Annotated in this window: 5 protein-coding genes; 2 read left to right on the top strand and 3 right to left on the bottom strand. The window is 74.5% G+C overall.

Annotated features, from left to right (window positions below):
* Positions 1 to 145: 145 nt before the first annotated feature.
* Both ACFV8H_RS01450 and ACFV8H_RS01445 read right to left on the bottom strand, forming a co-directional pair.
* The gene (locus tag ACFV8H_RS01450) at positions 146 to 1,180 is read right to left on the bottom strand and encodes a methyltransferase (RefSeq protein ID WP_375885920.1); all 1,035 of its coding nucleotides are present in this window, start codon (positions 1,178 to 1,180) and stop codon (positions 146 to 148) included.
* A gap of 87 nt (positions 1,181 to 1,267) precedes the next feature.
* On the bottom strand, positions 1,268 to 2,347 hold the full coding sequence (locus ACFV8H_RS01445) for a nitrous oxide reductase family maturation protein NosD (protein ID WP_380396024.1): 1,080 nt from the start codon (positions 2,345 to 2,347) through the stop codon (positions 1,268 to 1,270).
* Between the two features lie 305 nt (positions 2,348 to 2,652).
* Between ACFV8H_RS01445 and ACFV8H_RS01440 the strand changes: the two genes are divergently transcribed.
* On the top strand, positions 2,653 to 3,597 hold the full coding sequence (locus ACFV8H_RS01440) for a deoxyribonuclease IV (protein WP_380396023.1): 945 nt from the start codon (positions 2,653 to 2,655) through the stop codon (positions 3,595 to 3,597).
* A 113-nt stretch (positions 3,598 to 3,710) separates the two neighbouring features.
* The gene (locus ACFV8H_RS01435) at positions 3,711 to 5,816 is read left to right on the top strand and encodes an MMPL family transporter (protein WP_380396022.1); all 2,106 of its coding nucleotides are present in this window, start codon (positions 3,711 to 3,713) and stop codon (positions 5,814 to 5,816) included.
* 51 nt (positions 5,817 to 5,867) lie between these two features.
* On the opposite strand, the gene ACFV8H_RS01430 is transcribed toward ACFV8H_RS01435, so the two are convergent.
* Entirely contained in the window at positions 5,868 to 6,092 is a 225-nt protein-coding gene (locus ACFV8H_RS01430) for a hypothetical protein (protein ID WP_380396021.1), read from the bottom strand.
* Positions 6,093 to 6,295: the final 203 nt, after the last annotated feature.

The raw sequence follows: 6,295 nt of genomic DNA, 5'->3' as shown, positions 1-6,295 counted from the left end.
CACCACCAACCCCCCGGGGGGTCCCTCGGTTAAATGGGGGGTGTCCCCCCCCCCCCGCTCCCCCCCACCACGCCCCCCACCCCCCGGGGCCCCCCGCCCCCCCCGGGGGGGCCCCCGCCCCCGGTCGGGGGTTCCGGGAGGAGGGTCAGCCGCGGACGGTGGACTCGAAGGCGTGGAGGTAGGGGTTGACGGGGCGGACGGCGGCGACGTCGAGGCCGGCCTCCTGCATGAGGTGGACCATGCTCTCCTCGGAGTGCTTGGCGCCGCCGACGTTGAGCATCAGCATCAGGTCCATCGCGGTGGTGAAGCGCATCGAGGGGCTGTTGTCGACGAGGTTCTCGACCACCACGACCCGGGCGCCGGGGCGGGCCACGGCGACCACGTTGGCGAGGGTGCGGCGGGTGCTGTCGTCGTCCCACTCCAGGATGTTCTTGATGATGTAGAGGTCGGCGCGCACCGGGATCTCCACCCGGCAGTCGCCGGGGACGAGGCGGGCGCGGGCCGAGAAGGCGCCGCCGTCCTGGAGGCGGGGGTCGGCGCCGGCGACCACCTTGGGCAGGTCGAGCAGGGTGCCGTGGAGGGCCGGGTGCTTCTCCAGCAGGCTGGCGAGGACGTGGCCCTGGCCGCCGCCGATGTCGGCGACCGAGTCGATGCCGGTGAGGTCCAGGTACTCGGCGAAGTCCCGGGCGGACTGCCGGCTGGAGGTGGTCATCGCCTTGTCGAAGACCTTCGCCGAGTCGCCGGCGTCGCTGTGCAGGTAGTCGAAGAACTCCTTGCCGAACAGGTCGGGGAAGACGTTGCGGCCGGAGCGCACCGCCTCGTCGAGCTTCGGCCAGGCCTCCCAGGTCCACGGCTCGGTGCACCAGAGGGCGATGTGGCGAAGGGAGTTGGGGGCGTCGTCGCGCAGCAGGCGGGACATCTCGGTGTGTTCGAAGCGGTCGCCGCCGGTCTCCGCGAAGATCCCGTAGCAGGTGAGCGCGCGCAGCAGGCGGCGCAGCTGGCGGGGTTCGGTGTCGAGCTGCGCGGCGAGCTCGGTGGCGGTGGTCGGGGTGTCGCCGAGCACGTCGGCGACGCCGAGCCGGGCGGCGGCGCGGACGGCGGCGGCGCAGGCGGCGCCGAAGACGAGTTCGCGCAGGCGCATCGCAGGCTGGGGGGTGGGGTTGACGGGGGCGGTGGTCATGGGCTGGTCCTTGTCGGTCGGGGGCTCGGCGGGGTCTCGGCGGGCGGGCGGGTCGACGGGCGGGTCAGCAGGGTGTCGACGGGCGGGTCAGCAGCGGCCGGACGGCTCGGAGACCGCGCAGGTGTTGCGGGTGAAGGAGTTGTCGGTGCCGGTGTCGCGGTCGGCGAGGTCGGCCGGGCCGTTGCCGCTCAGCCGGTTGTCGGTGACGGTGGCCCGGGTGTTGGGGATCCCGACGACGCTCTTGAACAGGACGATGCCGCCGGAGAAGTCCGTGGATCCGGCGTTGTCGCGGACCTCGTTGTCGGTCACCCGGGTGTCCTCGGTACCGGTCAGCACGATGCCCGCGCCCTGGATGGCGCCGAGGCGCGGGTTGGCCGCGCAGAACTTGTTGTTGGCGACCACCCGGTTCCTCCGGACGTCGAGGTCCCCGGCGCGGGGCACGCCCTCGTCGCCGACCACGAAGACACCGCTGCAGTTGCCGCTGATCTCGTTGCCCTGGACGGTGAGCACGCGCAGCCGGCGCACGGTCACGCCGACCCGGTTCCCGGTGAGCACGTTGCCCTCGACGAGGGTGCCCCCGGTGTCGGGCGCGCCGCCCTCGCGGTAGGCGTAGTTGGCGAGGAAGACGCCGGACTGGCCGTTGTCGACCGAGCGGTTGCCGACGATCGCGGCCTTGGTCGAGATCTCCTGGCTGATGCCCTGCTGGGCGTTGTCGTGGACGTAGGTGGCGCGGACGGTCAGGCCGGTGGTGCCGCTGGCGTCGATGCCGTTCTTGCGGAAGCCGGTGACGGCGAGGGCCTCGACGGTGACCCCGCGCAGCGGGGCCTGCTCGGTGCCGACCACGCAGACGCCGTGCCCGGCGGTGGCGCAGGCGTTCTCGGTGCCGTCCCCGGGGGTGATCTCGGTGGCCGCTCCGGCGCCGCGCAGGGTGAGGCCGGGGGTGGCGATGCGGACGCTGCCGCGGTAGCTGCCGGGCAGGACCTGGACCGTGTCGCCCGGGGCGGCGGCGTCGACGGCCTGCTGGATCGATTCTCCGGGGTGGACGAGGTGGAGGGCGCCGTCGGCGGCGCGGGCCGCGGGGGCGGCGGCCAGGGTGGCGAGGACGGTGGTCAGGGCGGTGGCGGCGGCGGTCGCCGCGGCGAGGTGGTGGACCCGGCGCGTGGGCATGAGTGGTGACCTGTCTTTCGGCGCGCGCGGTGGGGCGGTGGGCGCGCTGGTCGGCTGCGGGAGGGCGGAGGGGACGCTCCGACCCGGCGTGTGCGGGCGGTGACGTTCGGTGAGTACGGCCGAGTCGACGGTACGGTCGCCCCCGGGGGCCCGCCACCAGGGCTGGGCTGCCGGACTGACGGGCCGTCGGCCGTTGGGACGGGTCCGACGGTTCCCGCCGGGCGCGCCCCGGCGTGGCGCGCGCACCCGGCGCGGGGACGGGCCCGCGCGCCGTCGCCGCCCGGGCCCGTGACATCCTCGGGGGCATGAGCACCGCGACCGGACCGACCCCCGCCGCCCGCCGGAACCCGATCGGCGCCCACGTCCCGGTGGCCGGCCGGGGCCTGGCCGGGACGGGCCTGGCGTACGCGAGCCGGGTCGGCGCCGAGACGGTGCAGGTGTTCGTGGCCAATCCGCGCGGCTGGGCCACGCCCGCGGGCAACCCGGCCCAGGACGAGGAGTTCCGTACGACCTGCGCCGAGCAGGGCATCCCGGCCTGGGTGCACGCGCCGTACCTGATCAACTTCGGCTCGGACAACCCCGCCACCCGGGAGCGCTCGGCCGACTCGCTGCGGCACTCGCTGCACCGCGGCCACGCGATCGGCGCGCTCGGCGTCGTACTGCACACCGGCTCGGCGGTCGGCACCGCACCCGGCGGCGGCTCGCGCCGGGCCGAGGCGATGGCGCAGGTGCGCGCCGACGTCCGGCCGCTGCTGGACGAGCTGGACGCGCTCGGCGACGACGCGCCCTGGCTACTGCTGGAGCCCACCGCCGGCCAGGGCAGCTCGCTCTGCTCGCGGCTGGAGCAGCTGGCCGAGTACGTGGAGGCGCTGGACGGGCACCCCAAGGTCGGCGTCTGCCTTGACACCTGCCACGCCTTCGCCGCCGGGCACGACCTGGCCGCCCCCGGCGGGGTGACGGCCGCGCTGGACGCCCTGGCCTCGGCCGCCGGTCCGGGCCGACTGCGGCTGATCCACGCCAACGACTCGGAGGACGTGGTCGGCGCCCGCAAGGACCGGCACGCCAACATCGGCGCCGGGATGATCGGCGCGGAGCCGTTCCGCGAGCTGTTCGAGCACCCGGAGACGGCCGGGGTGCCGCTGCTGGTGGAGACCCCGGACCGCAAGCACGGCGGGGACGGCACCGGGCACGCGATGGACATCGCGGTGCTTCGGGAGCTGCGCGAGCGGGCGGCCGTGCCGGTGTCCTAGGGCCCGTCTTCGGACTCCCGTCGTTCGCCCGGAGCTGCCGGGCGGGCGGTGCGGTGGCAGGCTGGAACGAGTCACGCCACCTGCTCGATCCATCGCCACCTGGGGGTGGACGGATGTCCACGACTCGGAAACTGGCCGCGCTGCCCTGCGGGCGCCGGGGCAAGTGGGTGGTACTGGCCCTGTGGCTGGTGCTGCTGATCGCGCTGGGCCCGCTGGCCGGGAAGCTGATGGGCGCCGAGGACAACCAGGCCTCCAGCTGGCTGCCGGGCAACGCCGAGTCCACCCAGGTGCTGAACGAGCAGCGGGCCTTCCAGCCGGTGGACACCGCCCAGGCCGTCGTCGTCTACCAGCGGACCACCGGCATCACCCCCGCCGACCGGGCCGAGGCCGCCCGGCAGGCCGTCGGGTTCGCCGCCGTCCCGCACGTGGTCGGGCCGGTCATCGGCCCGGTGGTGTCCGCCGACGGGCAGGCGATGCAGACCGTCGTGCCGATCGACGTCGGCACCAACGGCTGGAACGACCTCAAGCCCGCCGTGGACACCCTGCGGCAGACCGCGACCGCCGACAGCCACGGCATGACCACCCACGTCACCGGCCCCGGCGGGATCGCCGCCGACCAGGCCAAGGCCTTCGCGGGCATCGACGGCTCGCTGCTCGCCGCCACCGTCGGCGTGGTGATCGTCCTGCTGCTGCTCACCTACCGCAGCCCGGTGCTGTGGCTGCTGCCGCTGCTCTCCGCCGCCGGTGCGCTGACCGTCTCCCAGGCCTTCATCTACCTGCTGGCGAAGCACGCCGGGCTGACCGTCAACGCGCAGAGCGCCGGGATCCTGATCGTCCTGGTGCTGGGTGCGGGCACCGACTACGCCCTGCTGCTCACCGCCCGCTACCGGGAGGAGCTGCGCCGGCACGAGGACCGGCACGAGGCGATGGCGTACGCCCTGCACCGGGCCGGGCCTGCCGTGCTGGCCTCCTCGGCCACCGTGGTCGCCTCGATGCTGTGCCTGCTGATCGCCCGGATGAACTCCACCCGCGGCCTCGGCCCGGTCCTGGCGATCGGTGTCGTGGTGGCCCTGGCCGCGATGCTGACCCTGCTGCCCGCGCTGCTGGTGATCGTCAGCCGCTGGGTGTTCTGGCCCGTCAGACCGGACTACGGCACCCCGGAGCCGACCCGGACCGGCCGCTGGGCGCACGTCGGCGCCTGGATCGGACGGCGCCCGCGCAAGGTGTGGGTCGGAACGGCGCTGGCGCTCGCGGCCTGCTGCGTGGGGCTGGTCTCGCTGAACGCCAACGGGCTCAGCACGGCCGCCTCCTTCACCGGCAAGCCGGACTCGGTGGTCGGCCAGCAGGTGCTGGAGCAGCACTTCCCGGGCGGGACGGGCGCACCGCTCACCGTGGTCTCCGCCGCGGCCGGTGCCCCGGCCGTACGGGCCGCCGCGCAGTCCACCGCCGGGATCGCGGCCACCTCGCCGCCGGTGGTGCGGGACGGGCGGGCGCTGTTCCAGGCCACCCTGGCCGACCCCCCGGACAGCCAGGCCGCCAAGGACACCGTCGACCGGGTGCGCGCCGCCGTGCACGCCGTACCCGGGGCGGACGCCAAGGTCGGCGGGAACACCGCCGTCGTCCTGGACGCCGGGCGGGCCGCCGGGGACGACAACCGGGCGATCATCCCGCTGGTGCTCGGGGTGGTGCTGCTGATCCTGGCCGTGCTGCTGCGGGCCGTCACCGCGCCGCTGGTGCTGATCGCGACCGTGGTGCTGTCGTACGCGGCGGCGCTCGGGATCAGCTCGCTGTTCTTCGCCCACGTCTTCCACTTCCAGGGCGAGGACAACGCGTTCCCGCTGTTCGTCTTCGTCTTCCTGGTGGCACTCGGGATCGACTACAACATCTTCCTGATGACCCGGGTGCGGGAGGAGTCCGCCCACCACGGCACCCGGCAGGGCGCGCTGATCGGGCTGTCCGCGACCGGCGGGGTGATCACCTCGGCCGGGCTGATCCTGGCCAGCACCTTCGCGGTGCTGGGGACGCTGCCGGTGGTGGGGCTGGCCGAGATCGGGTTCGCGGTGGCGCTGGGGGTGCTGCTGGACACCCTGGTGGTGCGCTCGGTGCTGGTCACCGCGCTGACCATGGACCTGGACCGGCACATGTGGTGGCCGGGGCGGCTGTCCCGGCGTCCCCGGGCGGTTGCGGAGACGGAGGCGGAGGCGGACGGACGGCAGTGAGCCCGGGGACCGCTACGGGCGGTCCCCGGGCTCACCTGCGGATCAGCCGGATCAGCAGTCGCCGATGCAGTCGTCCTCGGTGTTGGAGTGGGCGTTCAGCCAGCTGGCGTGCGGGCCGAACAGGCCGACACCCGCCGAGCCCGACTCCAGGCTCTGCCCGGTCGACGAGTGCGACCCGTGCCACGCCGCCATCGCCGGCGCCGGCGCCGCAAGGGCCGCGGCACCCGTCACCACGGTGATCACGGCGAACTTGCGGATGTTCCCACGAAGCGACATCTGATGTCCTCTTGGTTGGTCTCTGGTCGTCAACCCGCGCCCCCGAACGGCCAGTTCGAGCCGGTCCGAAAGGCCGGGCGGCGCTCCACCGGGGAGCGCCGGGCCAAGGTTGGCACACGAACCCGCAGGCGGCGCGCGCGCCGCGGCCGCGCTGAGTCATTCGGGTGACACATCTCCCCCGGCCGGACGAACGCGGTCGTACA

The organism is Kitasatospora sp. NPDC059827 (assembly GCF_042731675.1).
In the GTDB taxonomy this organism is placed as follows: Bacteria; Actinomycetota; Actinomycetes; order Streptomycetales; family Streptomycetaceae; genus Kitasatospora.
The sequence above is the reverse complement of the archived record's forward strand: the minus strand, read 5'-3'. Positions and strand labels throughout refer to the sequence as shown.

Coding starts and splice junctions, on each gene's coding strand:
- ACFV8H_RS01450 (WP_375885920.1), bottom strand. CDS start 1,180: ATGACCACCGCCCCCGTCAACCCCACCCCCCAGCCTGCGATGCGCCTG.
- ACFV8H_RS01445 (WP_380396024.1), bottom strand. CDS start 2,347: ATGCCCACGCGCCGGGTCCACCACCTCGCCGCGGCGACCGCCGCCGCC.
- ACFV8H_RS01430 (WP_380396021.1), bottom strand. CDS start 6,092: ATGTCGCTTCGTGGGAACATCCGCAAGTTCGCCGTGATCACCGTGGTG.
- ACFV8H_RS01440 (WP_380396023.1), top strand. CDS start 2,653: ATGAGCACCGCGACCGGACCGACCCCCGCCGCCCGCCGGAACCCGATC.
- ACFV8H_RS01435 (WP_380396022.1), top strand. CDS start 3,711: ATGTCCACGACTCGGAAACTGGCCGCGCTGCCCTGCGGGCGCCGGGGC.